The sequence below is a fragment of the Halomonas sp. TD01 genome, assembly GCF_923868895.1.
GTDB lineage: Bacteria > Pseudomonadota > Gammaproteobacteria > Pseudomonadales > Halomonadaceae > Vreelandella.
In genome coordinates, this window is the sequence record NZ_OV350343.1 from 120,167 (window position 1) to 143,697 (window position 23,531).

The following is a 23,531-nucleotide window of genomic DNA, read 5'->3' on the forward strand; positions in this document are numbered from 1 at the left end:
ACAATACGTTGGCTAAACAACATTCGCTAGGTGGAATAGCCGTTCGAATGATGCTTGCGATGCAAGCGAAGCTTATTCACGCGAACACGCGTATCAAGATATTGCTGCTCAATCACACTGCGGTACGCGCCTTCGTCGGCTAGATACTTCACTAGCACTCGGCGCTCGCCAGCTTGCGGGCAATCCCCCGCTTTGCAGTGCAATTTGACTGCGCTGCTTGGTTCATTTGCCAACTGAGCAGATGCGTATTCATCATTCTGGCGTTCTGAAACAACGACGGTAGCGCCCAATAAACAGCGACGTTTGAACGGCTGATAGCGATGAAGCGCGCGTTGTAATGAATGGCACACGGCTGCCGCAACTGGCGACGCAACCGCAAATGAGATCCACAGCACGAGCACGCCGACAGGCACCCGAAGCATACCCAGCGATAACCAGCGGAGGGCTAATAACTCGATGGCCAACGAAATAGCACCCGCAAAAAGTACCAAAAAGCTTAACGCAAGCGTGGCAGGCACGCCCGCAAAGCCTAAAGACACAAGTGTGCTGGCCATGTGGTCGTCGCGCAGGCTATCACGTTCAAACAGCTCCAGCGGCGCAAGCCTGATTAAAACCAGTAGCCAATAGAGCGCTATCAATGCCAACAAGAAGGTAAAGACAACCGTTGGAAACTGCAGTGCAGCGGAAACAAGTGATTGCATCATGGCGTGTTCTCCTCCAGACAAAGCCTGGTGATGTTTTCGCTTGACGTTATATTTATTAGCACAAGCTAAAAACAGGGTCTCTTTTAGCGTAGACCACCTTACGCGTTTATGCGTTTAGCTACCTTGACTCCCATCACTTATCGCCCAAAAGCTCTGCCCCGGGGCTTGTACGGAAACTGCCTCAACTCACCGCGCAAAGGCGGCGAGCTGAGACAACCAATTAACTAAGCAAGATTAGCCACAATTAGCGCCGCCCCCGCAACTTATCCCTTAGTTCCTGAAACCGGCTTTTCACTTCATCAAGGGTATGGTTTTCGCCCAACAAACTACGAACAGCCTGAAGCTGATGCTCAAACAACCCATGATGGTGGAGATCATTTGGGGTTTCCTCCCGGCCAAGCGGCAGAATATTCTCAAAGTAGGTTCCCCCCAGAATACGCCGTAAAACACCTTCACCCATAAATGCTTCGTCACTATTAAGAGTACGAGTTGCCCGTAACAAGCGACGCACATCGTATTGACCGGGATAGATATCCGGCACCTGTTTCTTGAGCCCGAGCAAGCTATAGGCACCAATACGGGCAGTTCTTACCGAGCTTTCCAGGGTGAACACAACGTCGTTATGGGTTTCTACAAACTGCCCCATGCAGGCAAGGTTGGTGCAACCTTCAGGCACTACGCTGGGGCGATCCCCCTTGGCTCTTGGCATGAATTGAGCGGTGATATAAGGCATTAGCGCGATACGCGTTTTGGTGGCAGCCAGTATAGCGTCGAGCTGATCAATCAAGCCAAGGTGATAACACATCTCGGTCAGCACTTCTTTCCCAGTGCACTCAGGCATTGGCTTTTTGACATAATCGCCGGGCTTGTCCATCAACAATGCGTATGTCCATAGCACAATCACATCATCGGGCTGGTCGGGGAAGTGTGGCTGGCGATTACAGGTAAAGCTCATTAACCAGGAAGAGTCTGTAAAGGTGATAATCCCGCCTGTAGCCGTGAACCCTGAATAAGGGTCATTAACCGACAGTTCTTTAAGTTTATCCATCAGAGGCGAAGGCTTACAGGTAAGCGTTACTGACTCCCAGGTAGAGCGTGGAACGTCCCCGCAGAACTTTTCTGGCTTCCCGAAGATATCGGATTTTTCTGCGAGATTCTTCCACAGTTGCCAGCCTGATCCCTCGCCAGCCTGCACGTTGTCTTTCAACTGTGGAACGGTGTCATCATCGCCATAAGCAGTATCTTCGGTCATCGAACCAGTGGTGACAAACACCAAGTCGCGGGGGCCGACTGGGATAGTTTTACCGCCGTTACTGCCATGGCACTGAATCGTGGTGACGGTTCTCCTGCCGCCTTCCAGAGTCTCCATGTCTAGATTTTCGACAACCGTGTCGTACTCAACCTTCACCCCCTGATCCTTCAGCCAACTCATCAGTGGCCGGACAAAACTGTCGAACTGGTTGTACTTCGGAAACACCAGCGACGTCATATCGTTAAGCCCATCCATCAAGTGCAGAAAGCGATGCATGTACAGTTTCATTTCAAGTGCTGAATGCCAGTTCTGGAAGGCAAACATAGTGCGCCAGAAGGTATAGAAATTAGTTTCCAGGAATCCCTCACTGAACCACTGCTCTACGCTGACATCATCCAAATCCTCTTTGCGCGCTAGCAGTAGCTTGACGACTTCCAACTGCTGGCGTTTGGAGAGGTTCATGGTGGAGAAGTCTTTGATCTGACCCTGCTTTTCCAACAGGCGCGCTTTTGACCAGTTTTTGTCGGCGTCATTAACGATGCGATACTCATCCAGCACAGTAAATGGTGGCGGCAACTCCAGAGCCGGTATTTCCGAGAAGACGTCCCAGAAATTCTGGTAGGTCATCTCCATTTCACGGCCTCCACGCACGATATAGCCTTCTTCCGCGTTGCCAGCACCATCCAGCGAGCCACCTTCTATGCTCTGCTCCTCTAGGAAGGTGATATTGCCAGCCGGCATGTGGCCGTCACGAATCAGGAAGAAGGCAGCAGACAACCCTGCAATGCCGCCGCCAACGATCCAGGCATGACGCCCCTCAATACCGTCGGTTGGAAGCGGGCGATTGTTGGTGTAGCTGCCATGTAGATCGGCGGGTGGAAATGGCGTGTCGACACCGTTGTGTAAGTGTCTTGATGAGGCGTCTGGCGCAATATCGAGAGGCTGCTTCTCTAGTGCATCAATATGGGCTTTCAGCTTTGAAACAGATGCTGTTGAGGCGTTAGATTTACTCATTGATAGATATCCTTTTCTGGGTAGCCACTATCAATTAAGTGTAGTTTAAAAAACTCACTAAACGCTTAAAACCATAAATAATTAACACAGAAATCCATCTAAGCAGCAGTATTTATTACAAATACCGGAAACAACAGAGATAACGCATTCAAAAAAACGGGCACCCTGAAAACAGGGTGCCCGCTAGCAAGCCGCTAAACAGCGTTACGGTTGGTCGTGACCTAGCGCTGCCTGCTCGTTGTTACCATCCCGGTCAGGGTGGCGTTTGCGATAGAGCCAATCGGAGACCGTGGCAATCATTGCGTAGAAGCTTGGAATAAACAGGCTTCCTAGCACGGCAACAGATGCCATACCGACCGCAACGGTGGTACCTATGTGGTGACTGCTCACATCACTTGCGCCAGAGGCCAGTGCCAACGGCAAGGTGCCGAAGATAAAGGCCAGCGAGGTCATGACGATGGGACGGAAGCGAAGCTCTGCAGCAGTAATCGCTGCTTCACGAATCGACTTGCCCTGCTCTTTGCGCTGCATCTCAGCAAACTCGACAATTAATATCGCGTTCTTAGCAGCCAAGCCAACGACCACCAGCATCCCAATCTGGACATAAACACTGGTGTCCAGGCCGCGCAGCACAATGCCACCAATCCCCCCTAAGAAGGCGAACGGCGTGGCGGTTAGTACTGCGAGAGGAAGCGACCAACTTTCATACTGCGCCGCCAGGATCAAGAACACCATCAAGATACCAAACACGATAGCAAGCGTGGCGGTATTACCAAGGTTAGACTCTTGGTACGCCGTACCTGTCCAGCCCATGCCCCAGTTTCTACCTAGCGTTTCCTGAACCACTTCCTCCATGGCTTCAATAGCCTGTGCAGAGCTGTAACCTGGCGCTGGGTTGCCTTGGAACTGAGCGCCCGCATAAACACCGAAACGGGAGACCACCGATGGGCCAGTTTGGCGTTCAAGCGTTACAAACTCGGAAAGCGGAATACGCTCGCCATTGCCACCGCGCACATAAACACTACTGACATCATCCGGTGTTTTACGGAATTCATCTTCATTCTGTAAATAGACCTGGAAGTTGCGGTTTTGGTAGCTAAAGAAGTTAACAAAACCATTACCAAAGGTATTGGCTAGCGCTGAGTTGATATTTTCAAGAGCAACGCCATAGCTGAGTGCTTTTTGCTGGTCTATATCCGCACGGTAAGAAGGTACGTTGACATTAAATGTCGTGAATACGCGACTCAGAGCCGGATGCTGGTTAGCTGCCTGCATAATTTGCAATGACGCTTGATAAAGCTCACGCGTGGAAGCACCCTCAAAAGATTGCAAGTAGCCAGTGAAGCCACCCGTTGTCGAGAGTCCCATTATTGGCGGCACGTTAAACGCCATCGCCGAACCACCATCAATGCTCGCGCCCAGCTGCATGATACGGCCTACCAATTCATTCGCGGTTAGATCTCGCTCAGCCCAGGTTTTCATGTTGATAAACATGATGCCACGCGCCGTATTAACCGCGCTCGACAGAATGTCATAACCTGCGACCGCAGAGGAGTACTCAACGCCAGGAATAGCTTCTATCTGTGAACTGAGCTCGGCCATGTAAGCTTGCGTTCGGCTAAGTGACGCGGCATCTGGCAAGGAAACGCTGACCAGCACGATACCTTGGTCAGTTTCCGGCACTAGCGTGGAAGGCGTATTCGCATAGAGCCAGTAAGAACCAGCCCCCACCGCCACAGTTAGCGCGAGCGCTAACACCCAGAAGCGCACCAACTTTTTCACGAACCACATATAAACGGCGGTAAAGCCAGCGAAGAAGCGGTCAAACAGACGCAGCGGCGTGGTAATCGCACGCCGAAACGCGGACTGTTTCGTTTTATGCAGGTTATGCTTAATAAAGATAGCCGACAGCGCGGGGGTGAATGTCAGTGCCATCAACGCTGACAGCGCCACCGATATCGCCACGGTAATCGCAAACTGCTGATAAATTTGCCCGGTAAAACCACCCAAAAATGCTACCGGCACAAATACCGCCGCCATAATAAGCGACGTGGCAATAACTGGGCCACCGACCTCTTTCATCGCGCGAATAGTCGCATCACGCACCGAAATATCGTCTTCTTCGCTCAGTACCCGCTCGACGTTCTCGACCACCAGAATCGCATCGTCCACTACTATCCCTATCGATAGCACCAGGGCGAAAAGCGTTAGCAGGTTGATTGAGAAGCCAAACAAGTAAAAGCCCGCAAAGGTGCCGATAACCGACACCGGCACGACCGACATAGCAATGACCGTAAAGCGCCAGTTCTGCAAGAAGATAAACAGAATAACGATAACGATCAGGAACGCTTCGATGAAGGTCTTTAGTACCGTTTCTACGGATGCATCAATAAACAGAGTGGTGTCATAAGGCGTTACATACTCAAGCCCTGGCGGGAAACGCCCCGAAAGCTCTTCCATGGTGGTGCGTACCGCATCTGCAGTTTCCAGCGCGTTTGCACCAGGTTGCTGGTTAATAATAATTGGCGTCATGGTGGCGCCGTTTAAGCGAGCATCCACGCCATAGAACGAAGCGCCCAACTCAATACGCGCCACATCCTCTAGCCGCAGCGAAGAGCCGTCCGGGTTGGTGCGCAGGAAGATATTGCGGAAATCATCAGTGCCCGACAAACGCCCGCCGGCGGTAATCGTATAGGTATAGGCGCGCGGTTCGCTTTGTGGCGTTGCCGCTAAGTTACCCGCAGGAATCTCGGTGTTCTGCGCACGAATAGCACTGGCCACTTCACTGGGCGTAAGGTTGTACTGAGCCAGCTTATCGGGATCCATCCACACCCGCATAGCAAACTCACCACCACCCAACACTTCGGCATTACCTACGCCTGGTACTTGGCGTAGCTCATCCAAGATATTAAGCGTGGCGTAGTTCTGCATGTATATCTTGTTGTAGTCACCGCTAGGTGACGTCAAGGCAACAAGCATCAAAATAGAGTCAGAGCGTAATTCGACTTTCACCCCTTGAGACTGAACTGCCTCGGGTAGCTGTGAAAGTGCGCCCTGCACTCGGTTGTTCACGTTGATGGTATTGATATCACCATCCGTGCCGATATTGAACGCCACGCTCAGGCTCATGGTGCCGTTATCAGCACTGTTTGAGGTCATGTACAGCATGTCCTCAACACCATTGATGGCCTCAGCAAGCGGTGCGGCTACAGTCTGCGCAACTGTTTCAGCATCAGCCCCTGGGAACTGAGCCTGTACCGACACCGTGGGAGGTACAACGCTGGGATACTGCTCAATCGGCAGTATTCGCATCGCCATCGTACCTACCAGCGTCAAGATAATCGCCAAAACGGTGGCGAAAATCGGTCGGCTGATGAAGAAGTTGGAAAAGTTCATTATTGCGCGCCCTCTTCCCCTTCAGCGGGCTGTGCGTCAGCCGCCCCCTCCTGCATTGCCTCAGCCTCCTGGGCTTCTTGCTGGGCGTCTTCCTGCTCAGCTTCTTCGACGATAGCGGCAGCGTTACCTTCAAACGGCTGGGGGTCAATTACCCTGCCTGGCTCCAGGCCAGCGGGGTCGCCTACGATGACGCGCTCACCAGCGGTAAGGCCATCACGAATGATTTGCCATGGACCAGCCACTTCACCGAGCTGAACCGTGCGCTCGCGGGCTTTGTTTTCATCATCAACAATAAAGACCTGTGGCCCCATTAACCCCTGAGTAACGGCAATTTCTGGTACGGCCAGCACATCGAAACGCTTCAAGCCTTCAATCCGCACCCGTACAAACTGACCAGGCAATACAGCGCCATCGGGGTTTGCGAACGTTGCTGACGCTTGTACCGTGCTGGTGCCGGTATCAACACGAGAACCAAGGAAGTCCAGGCGGCCTTCAAGGTCAGTGCTGTCGCTGCCACTTTGTCCTGGCACGCTCAAACGCGCGGTGATATCTGATGCGCTACCGCTCTCACCCAGTTGACGACGCAGCTCAAAGGCATCGCGCTGAGGTAGTTGAAAACGTACTTCAAGGGGATCAAGCGGCGTGATAGTGGCCAGCTCAGTTCCTGGCGTTACCAAATTACCAACGTTTATCTGGCTTAAGCTGATCATGCCAGACACGGGTGCCGTAACGTTTGAGTACCCTAAATCAATATTAGCGCTGGTTAACGCCGCATCTGCTTGAGCAACGCTGGCTTGGGCAACCCGCTGATCAGCCAGTGCTTGGTCATACTGTTGACGGCTCACCGAGTTTTGGCTCAACAACTGCTCAAAACGCTGCGCATCGCGCTGGGCACGAGCAAGTTCAGCGCGCGCACTTTGCAAGTCGGCTTCACGCTGATTAACCGTTGCTTGGTAGAGATCTGGCTCAATGGTATAGAGCCGATCACCCTGCTCTACCAACTGTCCTGGCTCAAAATGGCGCTCTTCAAGAAACCCATTTACCCGCGCCACAAGCGTGACCTCACTGTCGCTGCGCAGCAGTGATGGGTAAGATTTATCCAGCGGGATATCCTGGCGGGCTATTTCGGCTACTTCTACAGCATGAGGCGGAGCTTCCTGCTGCCCGGCCTGCTGTTCCTGAGGCTGCTCCTGGCCGCATGCGGCTAGCGCCAATGCAGCTATCAGCGTCACTAGACTCGCTCGACCTGAGTGAATCGTCTTCTTCATACGTCGGTTTCCCATTAATCTTTTCAACATTGACGGATAGCAGCACTGCGCTTGATTGGTTTAACGTGTTAGAAAACTAACGACTCGCTAGCTTACGCACCCGGTGTAGGGGGAGCGCCAATATCCATAGCCCGCTGGTAGGCGTCAGGTTCGCCACTTTCAGGAAGCGTGAAGTTCACCTCATCACCCGTTAGCCACGCATTGACTTCTTCAATCGCCGCAACGTCTAGCAAGCCGGCCTGTTGACGCAGTGACAGCAGATTCACCACATAGTCATAACGCGCTTCAGCATAGTTAGCGATGGCGTTGTAAAGGTTTTGCTCAGCGTTCAACACGTCCACGATATTACGCGTGCCTACTTCATAACCGGCGCGCGTAGCTTCCAAAGCGCTGCGGTTAGAGACGATTGCCTGCTGACGAGCATCAACGGTATCGACGTTGTTGCTGACCTGGGTATAGAGCGAACGCACCTGCTGAATGGTGGTACGGCGCTGAGACTCGAAATCGTATTGGCTACTTTCGAGCTGGAAAGTGCCTTGGCGAATACGAGCACTGGTACTGCCACCGGTATAAATAGGCAAGTTCGCCGAAACGCCCACTTGACTTGACGTGTTGTAACCACTAACCAGATCACTGTCGCTGTCCGAGTACTGGTAGTTAGCAAATGCCTGCACCGTCGGCATGCGTCCGGCACGCGCCAGCTCAACGCCTACGCGGGAAAGCTCAATGCCCGCCTGCTGCGCCAATACCTGCGGATTACGCTCAATTGCTTGTTCTACCCAATAGTTACGATCCGTGGGGGTTGGCAGGGCAATCGGCATACCGTCGCCCAATGCATCAATACTGGCGTAACGCTGCCCCGTCAGCTGTTCAAGCACCTCAAATGCGACCTGAAGATTACTTTCTCCGGCGATGCGATCAGCGCGGGATTGATCAAAACTCGCTCGCGCTTCCTCTACTTCAGTAATCGCTATGAGGCCAACTTCAAACTGCTCTTGGGCCTGCTCAAGCTGGCGGCCAATCGCCCGTTCTTGGGCTAAGCGCGCCTCGAGGACTTCATGGGCACGCAAAATATCGAAATAAGCGGTAGCAACATCAATCAATAATTGCTGCTCAGTAGCGGCCAATAGGTACACTTGTTGATCAATCTGACGCTCAGCCTGATTCACTTCCTGACGCGTGACGGCATTAAATAGTGCCTGGGTCGCCTCAAGGCTTAACGACACCGTATTGTAACGATCATCGCCACCCCCCTCTCCACCTGCATTAGAAGCAGCACCAGCACTCTGCCCCCCTCTTGAGGAGGACTGGCTTTCGTACTGCTGGTTATGTGCGACGTTACCGGAAGCATTTACCTGGGGTAGTAATGCACCACTTGCCACGTCGCTTGCCGCTTCAACACTTGAAAACTCAGCACGTGCAGAGGCCAAGGCAGCATTATTGTTAAGCGCGTCGCGGGTGATATTAATCAAATCTGCCGCTTGTGCAGGCAGTATGAAAGAAGATGTCAGCACTGCTAATAGCAGGGGACGAAAAGGGGCATTGACTGCCCAGTGTGCCAGTCGCATGGGATTGCCTCTAGGTGTCAACGTAGGGTGGCGATAATGATAGCCATTCTGAAAGGTGGCATTATAGTTACATTCATGTATGTATGCTAGGCTTGAACTTAACCTAAATATATGAACAGCGTCACATATAAATAGCCGCACTGCGCAAGACTCTCTCTTACCTTAGTTCAAAGCCCCATGAGCATGCAGTTTTTTAGCGCTCCTTTTGCTCACTCGAATATTAAGTGAACTGTGTTACAGCTAATGTAATAACACGCTAACTCAAGTGAGCGTTTGAGTCTCTCAACAACATGCGACAGTGATTGGCAATCCAAACAGATAGCTAATAAAGCGAGAAAAGCAGCACCATCACCACTATTGCTCCGTCAAACGCTGACACATTAATCCTCAAAATTTTCCAACGTGGCCACACAACGTTCAACGGCGCTGCGATACCCTGAACCAAATAACAGCAGATGATTAAGCAACGGATAAAGCTGAAACAGCGCTTCTCGTCTTGGCCAGTCGGCTGGCTTATCGCCGTCCCAGTAAGCATCGAAAAAAGGCGCACCTGTCGCCCCAAACAGGGTCAGCATGGCTAGGTCAACGTCGGGATAATGGCGATAAACAGCAGGGTCGATTAGTGCAGGCCCTCTAGTGGTCGTCAGCACATTGCCCGACCATAGGTCTCCATGAATAAGAGTGGCAGGCGAATCTGGCAGCCATGTTTCTAGCTGGCCTGCTTGGCGCTCAATACGGCTGCGTAACGCGGCATCCAGCAGGCCCTGCTGATAGCACGCTTGGCTCAGAGGCAGCAGACGCCGTTCGCGCTGAAACGCCCGGCCATCTGTCAGCGGGGAATTAGATTGGGGCGTACGTCCGCACGCATTGTTCTGATGCCAGCCATGGGCATCACCTATCACGCCATGCAGCTCACGTAGCCCCTCGCCCAAGGCAGCGCTACTGCGGGCGTTTGCGGGTTTGGTGTCGAGCGACTCAATCACCAGCCAGCCCATCGACTCCCCCAGCACCTCGGGTATCACTAGTGAAGTACCCGCTCCTTTTAGTGTGCGAAGCCCTTCTGCTTCTCCAAGTAGTCGCGCTGAATCATCGTGTTTAATAACGACTTGCCCTTGGCGGGTAGTTAAGGCGTAAACAGCGGCTATATCACCACCACTGAGTGGCTGAAGTTTATCAGTGGGGATTAACCCTAGCGTATCTAGCAGATCGCGCAAGATGGTATCCATGACTCTCTCCGCTCAAGCGTCGCGTATACTCTCTGTATCTCTCCTTAAACGGTACAAGGCAAAGCAATACCTTTCTAGGCAGTCCGCATTATTAAATACCATGACGCTGAGCAAGCGCCTCGCGATAACGCTGATAAATCACTTCATAAGCAGTAACACGGCCAGCATCAGGGTCCGCAAGGGAAGCGGTATTAAGGTGCACCAAGCGCTCACAAAGCGATGCCAAAGTAACGCCTTCCTGATGTAAATCGCACCAAGCCGCCTGAATGGCAGCACCTAGTGCAGCAGCGTCGGTGATTTCTGGGCAAATTACCTGGGTATTAGTAATGTCAGCCACCATTTGCCGCCAAACTGGGCTCTTGGCACCGCCGCCAATCAGCCTAATCTGACTGGTGCCTGCAGCTAGCTCACCTAATAGTTCCAAACCATAGCGCAGGCCAAAGGTAGCGCCTTCCATCACCCCTCGGCAGAGGTTAGCTTGAGTCATATTAAGGCTGGTCAAGCCAAGGAAGTCGCCAGTTGCATTGGGCAGCATCGGCACCCGTTCGCCGTTAAAAAACGGCAGTACGGTAATACCTTCCGCCCCAACTGGGGCACTCGCTATTTGCTTACCAAACGCGGTTAAGTCCAACCCAAACAGTTCGCGCACCTTAGTCGTGGCGGACGTAACATTCATCGTACAAATAAGCGGCAGCCAACCACCATGGCTGGCACAAAAATTGGCCACCATGGCACTGTCGCACACCACCGAATCAGGTGAGTAGGCGCACACCGTGCCGGACGTACCTAAACTAAGCGTCACCAGCCCCTGAGTAATATTACCGGTGCCAATTGCGCCCATCATGTTGTCGCCGCCGCCAGAAGACACCACCACATCATCATGAAGCCCTAGCTCTTGCGCCACTAGCGGGCATACTCGCCCTGCTGGCTCATGCGCCTGGATAAGGCGAGGCAGCACACGATCAGGGTCAAGTTCCGGCGCAATGGCTGCAAATACCTCTTTCTGCCAGCATTGGGCACGCGTATCGAAATAACCGGTGCCCGACGCATCTCCCGCCTCAGTGACTCGCTCACCAGTCAGCCAGAAGTTGAGGTAGTCGTGGGGCAGTAGCAGAGTGGCTATACGCTGGTAGGCATCAGGGTGGTTTTCGCGCAGCCACGCCACTTTAGACGCGGTATAGCCGGTTTGTAATACCAGACCAAGCTTCTCCAGGCAGCCCGCTTCGCCTCCAAGCCGAGCCACTAAATCGTTATTTTGAGTACTAGTTTCGGTATCGCACCACAGTTTGGCGGGATACACCGGCACGCCATCTGCATCCAGTGCCACCATGCCGTGCTGCTGTCCGGAAACGCCTATCCCCCGCACCTGCTTGGTATCAATACCAGAACGCTCAATCGCTTGAAAAAAAGCCCCTTTGAGCGCTGCCAGCCACTCTGCTGGTGCCTGCTCCCGGCGGCCATGCTCTCCCTCGTCTAGGCCATGGGAACGACTGCCTTCACCCAGGATCACACCGCGCTCCACATCGACTACCACGACTTTAGTACTCTGCGTACCGCAATCTACCCCGATATACATCACAACGTTCCTTTGGACGCGACCAGAGTCTCAAGAGTAGCCCGTGCTCCCCGTTCATGCAGCGACGTCAATATCTTTAGATAAGCATGTAGAAAGCGAGGCTGGTCAGCCAAGTCGCCAAACAGCTCGCGGTTCTCGACAAACGCAGCGGGGTTCTTGCGGTTGTTGGTGGCAATAGCCATCAATGGTTCACGCAGGCGATCCACAATATCGATAGCCTCTCCCTGCTCATCGACGCCTTCAACATAACGTGCCCAACTGGCGACCACGGCGGCGCTGCGCTCAATCTCACCTCCTTGGGCGAGCTGCTGGCGAATGACAGGCACGAGCCATTTGGGGATGCGATCAGAGCTTTCAGCACATAGTCGTACCAGAGTGTCTTTAATTTGCGGGTTGGCGAAGCGTTCAATCAGGGTCAGCCGATAGGTTTCTAAATCCACCCCTGGCACTGGTGCCAGCGTAGGCGTGCCCTCTTCACGCATGTAGCTCAGCAAAAACTCAACAAACAGCGGGTCTTGGCACACTTCATGGGCGTAACGGTAGCCTGCTAAGTAGCCGAAATAAGCAAGCGCCTGATGGCTGGCATTGAGCAGTCGTAGCTTCATCAGCTCATAAGGCTCTACATCATCGACAAGTTGAACGCCTACTTTCTCAAGCGCTGGGCGACCCAAAGGAAAGTGATCTTCCAACACCCATTGGGTAAATGGCTCACATACCACTGGCCAAGCATCCTCAATATCAAACCGCTGGGCCAGCTCGTCGATATCCACGGGCGCTGTCACTGGCGTGATGCGATCCACCATGGCATTGGGAAACGCCACTTCGGCAGCTAGCCAGTCGCCAAGTCCCGCGCTGCGGGCACGGGCGTAGGCACTGAACATGCGCTTAGCCACGTCACCGTTACCTTGAATATTGTCGCAGGACATCACCGTAAAAGGTGCAATGCCCCGTGCCCGGCGGCGAACCAGAGCTTCCACCACTAAGCCAAAGCTGGTGGAAGGCTGCTCGGGGTGGGCAAGGTCGTCACGCACCAGTGGAGAATCCAGATTGAATTCTCCGGTCACCGGATGGAAGTTGTAGCCCCCCTCCGTCACGGTGAGCGACACAATCTTGATGGCGGGATCGGCCATTTTTTCGATCACTGCTTCGGGGTCTTCTGGCGCAAACAGGTAATCCACCATACTGCCGATCACACGGGGCTGATACTCGCCGTCGGGGTGCTTCACCACGAGCGTATAAAGGTAGTCTTGCGCAGCCAGGGCCTTCTGCATACGCTTATCGTCAGGCATTACTCCCACTCCCACAATGCCCCATTCAAACGCCTCCCCCTGGTTCATTAGCGCGTCAAGGTACATCGCTTGATGGGCACGATGAAAACCACCGACGCCAATATGCACGATGCCTGGCGTCACGGACTGCCGATCATAAGAAGGCGTCTCAACCGCCGCGCTGAGGGCACCCATGTTGTGATTATTAAGCTGGGTCATCGTCACTCTCCGGGTCATTTGTTAGGCACGCCGCGTCCTAGCGCCAGCGCTGGTCAGGTGGCACGCTGCCGCTTTTTACAAGTTCAGCGTTAAGCATGTCTTTTTGATGAGCACGCTCGAGGGCGCCGATATGATCTTGGCCCATGCAGAGCCAGCGATTCACCAACCGCTCAACCAGTACGGCATCGTCCACATCGATAAATAGCGTCCAATCGAACAGCTTGTGCAACGCCCGCCAGGGTTCTTGATCCAGCAGCAAGTAATTACCTTCTACAATCACAATGCGGTGCGCTGGAGTAATCAACCGCCCTCCGGCTCGAGCGAGATCCAACGGTCGATCAAATACAGGCACCGCTACTGGCTTGTCCGTCTGACGAATGCGTGTTAAATCATGATGCAAACCGTCTACATCAAAGGTATTTGGTGCCCCCTTTAGCGGTAGTTGATCACTCTCTAGCACGGCGTTATCGAAGTGATAGCCATCCATGGGTACCACAGCAGCCTGCCCTGGCAAGTGCCGATTGATGGCATCGCACAACAATTCACTACGATAAGATTTCCCAGCCCCCGGAGGGCCTGCAATCGCGACCATAAAGCGCGCTTTTCCTTCTGCCGCATGGATCAGTTGGTGGCTTAATGACGCAAGATCAGGGTTCATAGGCGTATCAACTCATCCAGTTACCACCATCAACGTTCAGCGTCTGGGCGACCACGTAATCGCTATCCTGGCTGGCGAGAAACACAGCCGCCCCAGTGTGGTCTTCTGGAAGCCCCATACGGCCAAATGGAACGGCCTCACCAACCAAACGCTTTTTCTCGCCCAGCGGGCGGTTCTCATAGCGCGCAAACAATGCATCGACTTCTTCCCACATGGGCGTATCTACCACCCCTGGCGCGATGCCATTAACGTTAATGCCATGTTTAATCAAACCCAGCCCGCAGGATTGGGTAAGACTGATTACCGCCGCTTTACTGGCACAGTAAACGCTTACTAGTGGCTCACCGCGCCGCCCCGCCTGGGAAGACATATTAATAATCTTCCCCCCTTGCCCTTGTGCCACCATGGCGCGAGCCACGGTCTGTAGAGTAAAAAATAGCCCCTTAGCATTCACCGCAAACTGCTTGTCAAAGCTGGCCTCCGTCACCTCGAGCACCGGTGCCATATCAAACACCGCGGCGTTATTGACCAAAATATCAATCCCGCCAAATCGCTCGGTAACGCACTCCACCATGGCGTTGATAGAGGCTTGGTCGCACACGTTCAGCACGACACCCATCACGCGCTCGGCACTAGCGTCTTGTTGCAGCGTGGCGAGCGCATCGTCAATGGCGTTGGCATCGATGTCGGCCACAATGATATTCGCCCCTTCGGCGAGGTAGCGCTGAGCTATGGCTAACCCGATACCACGGGCACCGCCTGTGATAACGGCGCGTTTATTGAGCAGTTTCATTGTTATCTTGTCCTTGCAAATGGGATTGCCACTCGTCTACTAAAGCGTGAAGTCCGCGCATATGGGGTAAAATTCGCCAAGCGCCCGCCGCTAGTAACCGTGAGGACTGTTGTTCATCTATATGACTCGCTCCCACAAAACCAATCACTCGCATGCCTGCAGCATAAGCAGCGGTTACCCCTGCCACGCTATCTTCTACCACCAGACAGCGGTTGGGTGGGCAGCCAAGAGAACGGGCCGCTAAGTGATAAATAGCGGGGTCCGGCTTGGGGTTTTCAACCTGCTCGGCGGTGAAAATCGGCACATCGCCTAGCACGCCGTTCAGTTGGGTAGTGGCGAGCGATGCCAGCACGCGGCAACGGCGGCTATTCGACACGACAGCCTTGGGTAAATCGATCCCGCTGACGGCTGCATGCACCCCTGCAATGGCGGTTAATTCCCTCACCAAGCGCGCCTCTATGGCGTTATCGACCAGTTCAGCGGCATTGGGCGGCAATAAGTGGCGGCTTAGCTGTTCCAGATGCTGGAGGATGTTGGCCGTCGTCATACCCAAGGCTTGGCTAAGCAACGTCGGGATATCCAGATCCGGCAGCCACTGCCCAAGGTGGGTTTCCAGGGTCTCTTCAGCGAGTGCTTCGCTATCCACCAGGACGCCGTCACAATCAAAAATCAGCGCTTTCATACCTGCTCCCCTGGAGAGGCTGCTTCCGTAGCCGCGCGGTTATCTTGACGGGTCAGGCTTGCCAACGGGTGCTGCTGCAGGCTAGGCAGGGCTAACCCGCCTTCGTCAAACAGATGGGCACGCTCGGGGGCAAAACCAAAGCGCACGGTATCGTTGACCCGATAAGCCACATCGCCATCAGCCATAATAGTGATCAGCTCATCGTCCATTTGAACGTAGAGCGAGGTTTGACCGCCGAGGCGCTCAAGCACTTTGATCTGCCCACTCAGCGGCCCCTGCTCATCAAGTACTAAGTGTTCTGGGCGAACACCCAGCTCAAGGGTGGCGTTAGCATCCAAGTGTGCACCATCAACCGGCACGCTGCGCTCACCGCCGCCGGGCAGACGAATCGCTACACCTTCAGGCGTTACGCCAGTCAACGACACCGGTAGAAAATTCATTTTCGGTGAGCCAATAAAGCCCGCCACAAAGCGATTGCGCGGATGGTGGTAGAGCGCCATTGGCGAGCCCACTTGCTCCACCACGCCATCATGTAGCACAACGATTTTATCAGCCATGGTCATGGCTTCTATCTGATCGTGGGTGACGTAAATCATCGTGGCATCTAGTTCTTCATGCAGCCGTGCCAGCTCAATACGCATCTGCACTCGCAGCGCCGCATCCAGGTTAGAAAGCGGCTCATCAAACAGAAAGATGCTGGGATTACGCACAATCGCTCGACCAATCGCTACACGCTGACGCTGTCCGCCAGATAAGGCTTTTGGCTTACGGTCAAGAAGCGGTTCAAGCTGGAGAATTTTCGCCGCTTCCAGCACTTTGGCGCGACGCTCCTCCTTAGGGACACCCGCCAAACGCATGCTGAAGCCCATATTACCTTCCACGGTCATATGCGGATAAAGCGCATAGCTCTGAAACACCATCGCTAAACCACGGTCAGCTGGCCCTACATCATTAATGCGCTGGCCATCGATCAAGATGTCACCGTCGCTTGCACTCTCTAAGCCGGCAATCATGCGCATCAGCGTGGATTTACCACAGCCCGACGGGCCAACAAAGACCACAAACTCACGATCGTTGACCTCTAAATCAATGCCTTTAATGACCTTGGTATCGCCAAACTGCTTGGTAATATTTTTCAGTTGTAAGGTTGCCATTAGGAACTCCTTTACTTGACGGCGCCAAAGGTCAGGCCACGCACCATTTGTTTTTGGGTCATCCAGCCAAGAATCAGGATGGGGGCAATGGCCATTGTGGAAGCCGCCGACAGCTTGGCCCAGAACAAGCCTTCAGGGCTTGAGAAGGAAGCGATATACGCAGTTAATGGTGCCGCATTAGAAGAAGTAAGGTTGAGACTCCAGAACGCTTCGTTCCAACTCAGAATCACCGATAGCAACCCCGTAGAGGCAATGCCCGGCAGGGTTAACGGCAGTAGCAGGAAAAATACTTCCTGTAGCGTAGAAGCACCGTCCATCCGCCCAGCCTCAAGGATGTCTTTCGGCATATCTTTAAAGAAGGTGTAGAGCATCCATACCACGATGGGCAGGTTCATCAGGGTGTAAATAATGATCAGCCCAGTGCGCGTATCCAGTAACCCAACATCGCGAAAAATCAGATAAATCGGTACCAATACGCCGACGGGCGGCAGCATTTTGGTAGACAGCATCCATAGCAGCGTGCCTTTGGTTCGCTTGGTGGGCAAAAAAGCCATCGCATAAGCAGAAGGAATCGCAATCAGTAGCGCCAGGAACGTAGAGCCAAACGCCACTACCACACTATTCAGCGCAAAGCGTGTGTAGCCAGAACGGGCCTGTACCGCCTGATAACTTTCAAGCGTGGGTGAAAAAATAAAGCTCGGATCGGCAATTGCCGCTGCCTCCGTTTTAAACCCTGTCAGCACCATCCATAGAATGGGGAAAAAGATAATTAGCGCTATCGACCAACCCACCAGTGTAAGCAGCAACTGCTTAGCGGGTAGAGATCGCACTGCCGGTGGTGCGACGCTAGTACGTTGTATTGTCATTGAAATGCTCCCAAGACGCCCTGATACAGAGTCACTCTTCTAAGTTCCTGGCGACCATGCGGACAAGGAAAATGGCGACGATATTGGCGAGAATAATCGCAATCACGCCACCCGCGGAGGCAATCCCCACATCAAAATCAAGCAATGCCCGGATATAAATGAGATAGGCCAAGTTTGTTGTAGCAAGCCCCGGGCCACCGGCTGTGGTGACAAAAATCTCCGCAAAAATGGTCATCAAGAAGATCATCTCGATCATGATCACCACGCTAATCGCCCGTTTTAGATGTGGCAGCGTGATAAAAAAGAAAATCGCGATAGGGCCTGCGCCATCCATGCGCGCAGCCTCTACTTGATCTTCATCCAATGACTGCATGGCGGTCAGCAGTATAAGTAACGCAAATGGTAGCCATTGCCATGCCACGATAATGATGATTGAGGTCAGCGGCAGCGAAGAGAACCAATCCAGTGCAGGTAGCCCTAACGACTCAGCCAGCCATGCCAGCACCCCGTTGGAAGGGTGCATCATCATGTTTTTCCATACCAAGGCACTAACCGTGGGCATCACAAAAAAAGGCGAAATTGCCAACACTCGGGCAATGCCACGCCCTGCAAACTCTTGCTGAAATAACACTGCCAGCAAGGTGCCACCAACAACCGTAATAGCTAACACCCAGCCAACCAGTAGTAGCGTTGTGCCCATGGCAGACCAAAGGGCTGGATCGGTTAACAGATACTCGTAGTTTTCTACCCCGGCAAAGCCAGACATACCGGGCATTAGTAGGTTATAGCGCTGAAGTGAGAACCAGATAGTCATGCCCAATGGCACGATCATCCAGAGCAATAGTAGCGTTACCGCGGGAGCTTGAAGCGAGAGCGTTCGTAGCCCACCGACCGTACGGCCAGAAGCACGTGTTTTATTCATGGGAGTACCTGCCAAAAAGCTGATCTGCTAGGAAACATCCATTAAACGCCTGCCCAACGGTGAGGCAGACGTTGATTTTTATCGCTCGATGTAGCCAGCTCGTTGCATAGTGCGCTCGGTCGCGCGTTGAGCACCCTCTAGCGCCTCGGCTACCGTATCGCTCCCAGTTAACGCTGCCGCAATGGACTGCCCCACTTGCGTTCCAATCGATTGGAATTCAGGAATACCAACAAACTGCACACCGACATAAGGATTTGGCTCTAGAGTAGAATCGGTAGGATCCGCATTCTGAATGGCTTCAAGTACGAAACCAGCAAATGGTGCCGCTTCCATATACTGCTCGTTTGCATAAGTAGATTTGCGGGTGCCGGGAGGGACGTTAGTCCAGCCGTTAGTTTCACCCACAAGTTCTATGTATTCCTGTGAGGTTGCCCAAGTAATAAACTCGCGTGCAGCCTCTTTGTTCTCGGAAGACTCTGGAATCGCCAGCGCCCAAGACCATAACCAATGCGATCCTTTGGGGGTTTCGGCAATAGGAGCCGGTGCAAAGCCCAGACTCTCTGCCACGTCGGACTCATGCTCATCATAGAGTTTGCCAGCGGCTGACGTGGCATCCACCCACATCGCGCAGTTGCCACGTGAGAAAAGTGCCAGATTTTCATTAAAGCCGTTGGAACTTGCTCCTGGAGGCCCATAGTGATTTAGTAAATCAACGTAGAACTGAACAGCGCTTACCCAGGCTTCGGAAGTGAGTTCAGGGTTCCACTGTTCATCAAACCAGCGGCCGCCAAAGGTGTTAACTAGCGTAGAGACAAACGCCATGTTTTCACCCCAGCCAGGTTTACCACGCAAGCAAATACCCGCTAAACCGTCTTCAGAACCATGCAGCTGCTCGGCCCAACCACGCACCTGTTCCCAGGTTGGCTGCTCGGGCATTTCGATACCCGCTTGCTCAAACAGGTCTTTGCGGTAATACATCATTGAGCTTTCAGCATAGAACGGCAGTGCATGAAGCGTGCCATCTAAGCTAAGACCATCACGAACAGAGGCCAGTAAATCGTCTATCGCATAGTCGTCTGGCAAGTTATCAAGCGGTTCAAGCCAACCGCGTTCTGCCCAAATCGGCACTTCATACGTGCCAATCGTCATCACATCAAACTGACCACCGCTCGTCGCAATATCGGTGGTCATTCGCTGACGAAGTACGTTTTCCTCCAATACCACCCAGTCAAGCGTGATATCAGGATGGGCGTTTTCAAACGCATCCGTCAGGCTCTGCATAATCATCATGTCATTGTTATTGACTGTGGCCACAGTGATTTCAGTTTGGGCGTTTGCGGTTCCCGCGCCAGCAATAGCAGCGGCTAACGTGGCAATAGGCAAATGGCGTGTGAGACGCATAAAGCGTTTCTCCTTGGCAGATATTGGTATTATTATTAAATTGATCACTTTGATCATTGATCGAACAAATGATCGTATGTAAAGCCAAAAAAAGCAAAGCTTACGACCTTAGACTTTACGCTAATTCATTCATTGACTTGCATGTTGCAATGCACTATTGATCACTAAGTGATAGCGTCAACGATATGCCGTGCTGCAATTTCATCAGTGATCAGCCCCTTTAACCAGCCACCACGTAATGCGGCTAAGATCGCGGGTGCTTTATCGTGCCCCCCCGCTATCGCTACCATCAGGTGCTTTCCAAAACGCTCTAGTGGAAGGCTGGTCACGCGCCTTGTAATCGAGCAATCAATAATCTCACCGCGCTCATTCAGCGGCCAACCAAGCAATTCACCAACAGCTTTAAGGCTTAATAGCTCATCTAGCTCGCTTTCACTAATAAAGTGGTCTTGGAATAATGTGGCTTGGCGGTCGATTCTTCCTACTCCAATAAATGCCGCTTCTGATTCGCGCGCCACATCAGCAATCGCTTTAAATAATCGCTGTGTAAGCATGGCCTCTTTCTCAGCCAACGACTCCGCAACCACAGGCGCAGGCAGTAAAAAGCGTTCGCCGCCCGTTTTGTCAGCAAGAAGCATGACCGCATCATAGCGGTTAGCCGAGCCATCCCTTGCGACGTTTCCCACCAGAGATACAAACCGATGCTGAGGGCGTTCGGTACGGCGCAGGGCTTCAACAGCCGCCCTAACAGAGCGTCCGGTGCCTAACGAAAGTGTTAAGGGATCGCTGCGCTCCACTAACCGTGCCATTCGCTCTGCGCCTGCCACAGCAAGATAATACGCAGCACTGTCAGGCGCTTGACTATCGGCAGGCACCACATCGCAATAAGACAATCCAAAATAGTCCCGCAGCGCGCTGCCTAATGTCATGCAAGTAGAAATTGGATGATCAATATGAACTTTCACTAATCCTTCTTGCCTTGCAAGGGCTAAAAGGCGCTGGACACCTGGCCGAGAGACGCCTAACTGGCTGGCAATATCATCCTGAGTCATGCCCCCCACATACGACATCCAAGCAGCCCTGGCCGCCTGATCAAGCTTTATCTCAAACTTATCCATTGACTGACTCACTACTCTGTAAATTGAAATATCATCACACTAACGTCTTATCGCCCTTTCTCCGTTCAGATAGGACTCTTCCGCTATAGTTTATGATTTAGGAGATCAATTGATATGTACAAACTGGCTTTTTTTTGTCCTCATTGAAGATGCCGAGAGTGTTAAAGAAGCGGTCTTTGAAACAGGGGCTGGCCGACTTGGTGATTATGAAGCCTGCTGTTTTCAAACTCGCGGCACCGGCCAGTTCCGCCCGCTGGAGGGTGCGCAACCACACCTGGGTCACGTAGGGTCACTTGAAATTGTCGAAGAAGTAAAGGTTGAGCTTGTCTGCCGCGATGAACATATACGGGCAGCCATTGCGGCTCTGAAGCTAGCCCACCCCTATGAAGAGGTGGCCTATGATGTTTGGCAACTGGCCGATCTGTAATTCGGCGATACACTGCATTAAAAGAGCTTAGGCACTGCCAAAATAGCGCTCTCTATCTTCAGGAGTAATCGCGCTAATGTGTAATGGGTAGTGAGCACTTTTACGGTCTTCATAAAAGTGCTGCAAGGTGCGCTCAATCGTTGGGAAAGCAAGCTCATCCCAGGGAATTTCATGCTCTTCGAACAGCGCTACTTCTAAGCTTTCAGGACCTGCGCTAAAACCACCCAGAAGCTCAGCTCGGAAAATCATATACACTTGATTGATATGAGGCAGGTCAATGAGCGTGTATAAACCCTCCAGCTTGACCTCTGCAAAGGCTTCCTCCCAGGTTTCGCGAGCGGCGGCCTGCTGCGTGGTTTCAGCGTTTTCCATATAACCCGCGGGTAGTGTCCAATACCCTTTGCGAGGGGAAATCGCCCGTTTACACAGCAATATTTTATCGTCAATCACCGGCAACGTACCCGCAACAATCCGCGGATTCTGGTAATGAATAGTGCCACAGGCATCGCATAAATAGCGCGAACGGTCATCGCCTTCAGGAACAGCAAAACGGACTTTTTCACCACATTGACTACAAAAATTCATCGCGTTTTCTCTACGGCTGATGGGGTAAGGCTTTGACGTACTTGACGTCAATCACCGCTGCTGGGTAAAAGAGAACAAAGCAAATGGAAGCCCTATGTTAGAGAAACTGCGCAAACAGCTGCAACAGCACTCTCCTCAACGACTAGACCACGTTGTGATGCCAGAGGCTGCCGTGCTGATGCCCATTGTTGAGCGTCCCTCGCCCACACTGCTGTTTACACGGCGAGCTAGCCATCTCAGCACTCACAGTGGCCAAGTTGCGTTTCCAGGTGGCAAACGCGAGGCCTGTGATGCCGATCTCTATGCTACGGCTCTTCGCGAGGCAGAAGAAGAGATTGCGCTAGCGCCCTCCTTTGTACAACCCTTGGGAAGGTTATCAGACGTTATTTCACTGCACGGCATACGAGTAACCCCATGGGTCGGTATTATCCCGCCAGATTTACCTCTGGTAGCAGATCCCTCCGAACTAGACACTATTTTTGAAGTTCCCCTCAGCCATTTTCTAGACGATAAGCGCACCCACACCGATGTAATCACGGTGGATGGCGTTGATCACTATGTACCCAGCTACCATGTCGATGGCCACGTCATTTGGGGGCTTTCTGCAATGATGCTGGTAGAACTGTTGGCGGAAGGTTTTGGTATGGCTATTGATCTCTACCGGCGCCCTCCTGGGGCGTTACGTCACTATCCTGAAAGAAGCAGCCGCCTGCCGAAAGCAGCTCGCATGCCGACTAAGAGAACCATAAAATGATTGCCTCTGCAGCGCCTAACTCCCCGGCACATAGCCCACCCGCGATCAACCCTATTGCCCATATTGCACTGGTTGATGCGCTCGTTGAGCAAGGTTGGTACGTGGGTAACAACGTAATAGACCTTCAACTTTGCCAAGCGCTGCATCGTGAGCTGCACCATATGGCTGAACATGATGTACTCGATGAGGCGGGCATTGGCCGTGGCAAAGAGCATCACCTTCGCAAAGATATTCGCGGTGATGCCATTCACTGGTTGGATAGGGAAAGCGAAGCCCAACGCCGCTATCTTGACGCCATGGCAGAACTCCAGCAATCCCTCAATCAGGCGCTTTTCCTTGGGTTATTTGAGTACGAGGCACACTTTGCCCATTACCCCCCAGGCGCGTTTTATCAACGCCACCTGGATAGCTTCCGTGGGCGAGCCAACCGGGTTATTTCCACCGTCGGTTACCTAAACCCTCAGTGGCCCACGGATGGCGGCGGAGAGATGGTCATTTATCACCCTGACACCCCTACTCAGGAAGTCGCCCGAGTGATGCCTGAAGCCGGTACGTTTGCCTGCTTTTTATCCGAAACCATTCCCCATGAGGTGCTGCCCACTCAGCAGCCACGGGCCAGCATTGCCGGCTGGTTTAGGCGCAATGCCTCGCTGGGTGGTGTGCTCGACCCGGCGCGCTGA

19 protein-coding genes and 1 pseudogene are annotated in these 23,531 nt (G+C 52.9%); 3 read left to right on the plus strand and 17 right to left on the minus strand.

The annotated features are described in order from the left end of the window. Window positions 1-26 precede the first annotated feature (26 nt). The 16 genes from L1X57_RS00580 to L1X57_RS00655 all read right to left on the minus strand — a co-directional run bounded on the left by L1X57_RS00580 (window position 27) and on the right by L1X57_RS00655 (window position 21,085). On the minus strand, window positions 27-701 hold the full coding sequence (locus tag L1X57_RS00580; RefSeq protein WP_039868746.1) for a hypothetical protein: 675 nt from the start codon (window positions 699-701) through the stop codon (window positions 27-29). 247 nt (window positions 702-948) lie between these two features. Continuing rightward, window positions 949-2,970 (minus strand): oleate hydratase, encoded by a 2,022-nt coding sequence (locus L1X57_RS00585; protein WP_009722496.1) that lies wholly within the window; start codon window positions 2,968-2,970, stop codon window positions 949-951. 204 nt (window positions 2,971-3,174) lie between these two features. Next, window positions 3,175-6,366 carry an efflux RND transporter permease subunit gene (locus L1X57_RS00590; protein WP_009722495.1) on the minus strand — a complete coding sequence of 1,064 codons (3,192 nt, stop codon included), beginning with the start codon at window positions 6,364-6,366 and terminating at the stop codon, window positions 3,175-3,177. Then, window positions 6,366-7,634, minus strand: a complete 1,269-nt coding sequence (locus L1X57_RS00595) for an efflux RND transporter periplasmic adaptor subunit (RefSeq protein WP_009722494.1) — start codon at window positions 7,632-7,634, stop codon at window positions 6,366-6,368. The genes L1X57_RS00590 and L1X57_RS00595 overlap by 1 nt, the downstream gene beginning before the upstream one ends. Window positions 7,635-7,726: 92 nt before the next feature. Next, window positions 7,727-9,202 (minus strand): TolC family outer membrane protein, encoded by a 1,476-nt coding sequence (locus L1X57_RS00600; protein WP_009722493.1) that lies wholly within the window; start codon window positions 9,200-9,202, stop codon window positions 7,727-7,729. Window positions 9,203-9,582: 380 nt separating this feature from the next. After that, window positions 9,583-10,428 carry a fructosamine kinase family protein gene (locus tag L1X57_RS00605; protein ID WP_009722492.1) on the minus strand — a complete coding sequence of 282 codons (846 nt, stop codon included), beginning with the start codon at window positions 10,426-10,428 and terminating at the stop codon, window positions 9,583-9,585. Between the two features lie 91 nt (window positions 10,429-10,519). Continuing rightward, on the minus strand, window positions 10,520-12,004 hold the full coding sequence (xylB, locus tag L1X57_RS00610; protein WP_009722491.1) for a xylulokinase: 1,485 nt from the start codon (window positions 12,002-12,004) through the stop codon (window positions 10,520-10,522). Then, window positions 12,004-13,491, minus strand: a complete 1,488-nt coding sequence (locus L1X57_RS00615; RefSeq protein ID WP_009722490.1) for a mannitol dehydrogenase family protein — start codon at window positions 13,489-13,491, stop codon at window positions 12,004-12,006. Before L1X57_RS00615 ends, xylB begins: the two co-directional genes overlap by 1 nt. A gap of 37 nt (window positions 13,492-13,528) precedes the next feature. Further along, on the minus strand, window positions 13,529-14,149 hold the full coding sequence (locus tag L1X57_RS00620; RefSeq protein ID WP_009722489.1) for a nucleoside/nucleotide kinase family protein: 621 nt from the start codon (window positions 14,147-14,149) through the stop codon (window positions 13,529-13,531). Window positions 14,150-14,156: 7 nt separating this feature from the next. Continuing rightward, window positions 14,157-14,942: an L-iditol 2-dehydrogenase gene (locus L1X57_RS00625; RefSeq protein ID WP_009722488.1), complete on the minus strand. Its 786-nt coding sequence runs from the start codon at window positions 14,940-14,942 to the stop codon at window positions 14,157-14,159. Next, window positions 14,926-15,624 carry an HAD family hydrolase gene (locus L1X57_RS00630; protein ID WP_009722487.1) on the minus strand — a complete coding sequence of 233 codons (699 nt, stop codon included), beginning with the start codon at window positions 15,622-15,624 and terminating at the stop codon, window positions 14,926-14,928. The genes L1X57_RS00625 and L1X57_RS00630 overlap by 17 nt, the downstream gene beginning before the upstream one ends. Further along, window positions 15,621-16,778, minus strand: a complete 1,158-nt coding sequence (locus L1X57_RS00635) for an ABC transporter ATP-binding protein (RefSeq protein ID WP_009722486.1) — start codon at window positions 16,776-16,778, stop codon at window positions 15,621-15,623. Before L1X57_RS00635 ends, L1X57_RS00630 begins: the two co-directional genes overlap by 4 nt. A gap of 11 nt (window positions 16,779-16,789) precedes the next feature. Next, complete coding sequence (locus tag L1X57_RS00640) at window positions 16,790-17,644, minus strand: carbohydrate ABC transporter permease (RefSeq protein ID WP_009722485.1); 855 nt, start codon at window positions 17,642-17,644, stop codon at window positions 16,790-16,792. Window positions 17,645-17,675: 31 nt separating this feature from the next. Continuing rightward, complete coding sequence (locus tag L1X57_RS00645) at window positions 17,676-18,566, minus strand: carbohydrate ABC transporter permease (RefSeq protein WP_009722484.1); 891 nt, start codon at window positions 18,564-18,566, stop codon at window positions 17,676-17,678. Between the two features lie 78 nt (window positions 18,567-18,644). Then, the gene (locus L1X57_RS00650; protein WP_009722483.1) at window positions 18,645-19,967 is read right to left on the minus strand and encodes an ABC transporter substrate-binding protein; all 1,323 of its coding nucleotides are present in this window, start codon (window positions 19,965-19,967) and stop codon (window positions 18,645-18,647) included. Window positions 19,968-20,131: 164 nt separating this feature from the next. Next, a complete protein-coding gene (locus tag L1X57_RS00655; RefSeq protein ID WP_009722482.1) occupies window positions 20,132-21,085 on the minus strand; it encodes a sugar-binding transcriptional regulator in 954 nt (317 codons plus the stop codon). A 114-nt stretch (window positions 21,086-21,199) separates the two neighbouring features. Between L1X57_RS00655 and L1X57_RS00660 the strand changes: the two are divergent. Continuing rightward, window positions 21,200-21,512, plus strand: a pseudogene (locus tag L1X57_RS00660) (NGG1p interacting factor NIF3). A 27-nt stretch (window positions 21,513-21,539) separates the two neighbouring features. Here L1X57_RS00660 and L1X57_RS00665 read toward each other — a convergent pair. Further along, complete coding sequence (locus tag L1X57_RS00665) at window positions 21,540-22,097, minus strand: NUDIX hydrolase (RefSeq protein WP_009722480.1); 558 nt, start codon at window positions 22,095-22,097, stop codon at window positions 21,540-21,542. Window positions 22,098-22,191: 94 nt separating this feature from the next. On the opposite strand from L1X57_RS00665, the gene L1X57_RS00670 reads away from it, so the two are divergent. Beyond that, entirely contained in the window at window positions 22,192-22,851 is a 660-nt protein-coding gene (locus L1X57_RS00670; RefSeq protein ID WP_009722479.1) for a CoA pyrophosphatase, read from the plus strand. Then, window positions 22,848-23,531 carry a 2OG-Fe(II) oxygenase gene (locus tag L1X57_RS00675; protein ID WP_009722478.1) on the plus strand — a complete coding sequence of 228 codons (684 nt, stop codon included), beginning with the start codon at window positions 22,848-22,850 and terminating at the stop codon, window positions 23,529-23,531. The genes L1X57_RS00670 and L1X57_RS00675 overlap by 4 nt, the downstream gene beginning before the upstream one ends.

Coding starts and splice junctions, on each gene's coding strand:
- L1X57_RS00580 (WP_039868746.1), bottom strand. CDS start 701: ATGCAATCACTTGTTTCCGCTGCACTGCAGTTTCCAACGGTTGTCTTT.
- L1X57_RS00585 (WP_009722496.1), bottom strand. CDS start 2,970: ATGAGTAAATCTAACGCCTCAACAGCATCTGTTTCAAAGCTGAAAGCC.
- L1X57_RS00590 (WP_009722495.1), bottom strand. CDS start 6,366: ATGAACTTTTCCAACTTCTTCATCAGCCGACCGATTTTCGCCACCGTT.
- L1X57_RS00595 (WP_009722494.1), bottom strand. CDS start 7,634: ATGAAGAAGACGATTCACTCAGGTCGAGCGAGTCTAGTGACGCTGATA.
- L1X57_RS00600 (WP_009722493.1), bottom strand. CDS start 9,202: ATGCGACTGGCACACTGGGCAGTCAATGCCCCTTTTCGTCCCCTGCTA.
- L1X57_RS00605 (WP_009722492.1), bottom strand. CDS start 10,428: ATGGATACCATCTTGCGCGATCTGCTAGATACGCTAGGGTTAATCCCC.
- xylB (WP_009722491.1), bottom strand. CDS start 12,004: ATGTATATCGGGGTAGATTGCGGTACGCAGAGTACTAAAGTCGTGGTA.
- L1X57_RS00615 (WP_009722490.1), bottom strand. CDS start 13,491: ATGACCCAGCTTAATAATCACAACATGGGTGCCCTCAGCGCGGCGGTT.
- L1X57_RS00620 (WP_009722489.1), bottom strand. CDS start 14,149: ATGAACCCTGATCTTGCGTCATTAAGCCACCAACTGATCCATGCGGCA.
- L1X57_RS00625 (WP_009722488.1), bottom strand. CDS start 14,942: ATGAAACTGCTCAATAAACGCGCCGTTATCACAGGCGGTGCCCGTGGT.
- L1X57_RS00630 (WP_009722487.1), bottom strand. CDS start 15,624: ATGAAAGCGCTGATTTTTGATTGTGACGGCGTCCTGGTGGATAGCGAA.
- L1X57_RS00635 (WP_009722486.1), bottom strand. CDS start 16,778: ATGGCAACCTTACAACTGAAAAATATTACCAAGCAGTTTGGCGATACC.
- L1X57_RS00640 (WP_009722485.1), bottom strand. CDS start 17,644: ATGACAATACAACGTACTAGCGTCGCACCACCGGCAGTGCGATCTCTA.
- L1X57_RS00645 (WP_009722484.1), bottom strand. CDS start 18,566: ATGAATAAAACACGTGCTTCTGGCCGTACGGTCGGTGGGCTACGAACG.
- L1X57_RS00650 (WP_009722483.1), bottom strand. CDS start 19,967: ATGCGTCTCACACGCCATTTGCCTATTGCCACGTTAGCCGCTGCTATT.
- L1X57_RS00655 (WP_009722482.1), bottom strand. CDS start 21,085: ATGGATAAGTTTGAGATAAAGCTTGATCAGGCGGCCAGGGCTGCTTGG.
- L1X57_RS00665 (WP_009722480.1), bottom strand. CDS start 22,097: ATGAATTTTTGTAGTCAATGTGGTGAAAAAGTCCGTTTTGCTGTTCCT.
- L1X57_RS00670 (WP_009722479.1), top strand. CDS start 22,192: ATGTTAGAGAAACTGCGCAAACAGCTGCAACAGCACTCTCCTCAACGA.
- L1X57_RS00675 (WP_009722478.1), top strand. CDS start 22,848: ATGATTGCCTCTGCAGCGCCTAACTCCCCGGCACATAGCCCACCCGCG.